Genomic DNA, 1,804 nt, shown 5'->3' with positions numbered 1-1,804 from the left:
ATAGAAGAATCAAACAGATACAGCGTGAATCTCATCATCTACATGCATTCGTGCGGTTTGTCGCTCTGCCGGAAAACGAAGGGCCGCACTATGTTGCCTGGCATGAACCGGCCCACGACATTCTGCACAGTGCCAGTGAACACTTCATCGGTCGTATGGGCCAACATCGCTGGTTGATTGCTACGCCCCGGGACGGGGTTTACTTCGATGGCGAGCAGTTGATCCACCATCGTCAGTGCCCGGTTGAGTGGCAGCAACTGGCGCAAAACGTCGATGATCCGCACGGTGACATGTGGTTGACCTATTACAGCCACATCTTCAATCCGGCACGGCTTAATCCGAAGGTCATGCAGGGCCATTTACCGGCGCGATTCTGGAAAAACCTGCCTGAAGGCGCATTGATTCCGGGGTTGATCACTCAAGCGCGGACCGGCAAGCAACAGGACGGTCAGGCCAGCGGGATCAAGGGCAGGGGTGGCAAGCGTATCGCACTGAGCGACACTGAACGCGGTCAAGGCTCATAAAAAAGCCCCGCATCGCCAAGGCGATGGGGGGCTTTCGATGCAGCGCAGGTCAGGTCAGACCTTGACGATCCAGCCTGCTGGCGCTTCGATCTCGCCAGTCTGTACGCCCGTCAGCTCTTTGTAGAGCTTCTGGGTGACCGGGCCGACTTCGGTTTCGCTGTGGAACACATGCAGGTGGTCGTTATAGCTGATGCCACCGATTGGGGTGATCACGGCTGCGGTACCGCAAGCGCCGGCTTCCTTGAAGTCGGACAGCTTGTCGATGAACACGTCACCTTCAACCACTTCCAGGCCCAGACGCGACTTGGCCAGTTCGATCAATGACAGGCGGGTGATGCCTGGCAGTACCGACGGCGAGTTCGGGGTCACAAACTTGTTGTCATGGGTGATCCCGAAGAAGTTGGCCGAACCGACTTCCTCGATTTTGGTGTGGGTCATCGGGTCCAGGTAAATGCAATCGGCAAAGTGCGCCTTCTTGGCCTGGGAACCTGGCATCAGGCTGGCGGCGTAGTTGCCACCGACCTTGGCCGCGCCGGTGCCTTGTGGTGCGGCACGGTCGTAGCTGGAAATCAGGAAGTTGTGCGGGGTCAGGCCGCCCTTGAAGTAGGCGCCGACCGGGATGCAGAAGATCGAGAAGATGAACTCGGGGGCGGTGCGCACACCGATGTTGTCACCCACGCCGATCACGAACGGTCGCAGGTACAGCGCGCCGCCGGTGCCGTAAGGCGGGATGAAACGCTCGTTGGCGCGGACTACGTCCTTGCAGGCTTCGATGAACTGCTCGGTGGACACCTGTGGCATCAGCAGGCGAGCGCAGCTGCGTTGCATACGTGCGGCGTTCTGGTCCGGACGGAACAGGTTGATCGAACCGTCCTTGCAACGATAGGCCTTCAGGCCTTCAAAGCATTGCTGACCATAGTGAAGAGCAGTCGAGCCTTCGCTGATGTGCAGCACGTTGTCTTCGGTCAGGGTGCCTTTGTCCCACTCGCCATTGCGATAGTGCGAGAGATAGCGCTTGTCTGTCTTGATGTAATCAAAACCCAGCTTGTCCCAATTGATGCTTTCGTTACTCATGACACCCTCTATCACTGAACAACCGCCGAAACGGTTCAAGGCTTCTGACGTTTTTTGGATGGGGACAACAATACTTCATTCCAGGGCTGTTTCGCAGTGCAATCAAGCTAAAAGATCGCAGCCTGCGGCAGCTCCTGTTGTTGCGTACGGCCTGTAGGAGCTGCCGAAGGCTGCGCTCTTTTGATCTTGGGCATCGCACCAGAGAA

General features: G+C 57.4%; 2 protein-coding genes. One reads left to right on the top strand and one right to left on the bottom strand.

Annotation, left to right across the window (positions count from 1 at the left end; all coding sequences use genetic code 11):
- Nucleotides 1-524, top strand: a 524-nt coding sequence (locus F8N62_RS31315) for a TIGR03915 family putative DNA repair protein (RefSeq protein ID WP_150714199.1), incomplete at its 5' end; no start/stop codon positions are given.
- Nucleotides 525-578: 54 nt separating this feature from the next.
- On the opposite strand, the gene F8N62_RS31310 is transcribed toward F8N62_RS31315, so the two are convergent.
- Nucleotides 579-1,598 carry a branched-chain amino acid aminotransferase gene (locus F8N62_RS31310; protein ID WP_150710640.1) on the bottom strand — a complete coding sequence of 340 codons (1,020 nt, stop codon included), beginning with the start codon at nt 1,596-1,598 and terminating at the stop codon, nt 579-581.
- Nucleotides 1,599-1,804: the final 206 nt, after the last annotated feature.

The organism is Pseudomonas fluorescens, assembly GCF_902497785.1.
GTDB lineage: Bacteria > Pseudomonadota > Gammaproteobacteria > Pseudomonadales > Pseudomonadaceae > Aquipseudomonas > Aquipseudomonas fluorescens_BO.
Note: the sequence above shows the minus strand (reverse complement) of the source record. Positions and strands in the feature narration are given on the sequence as shown.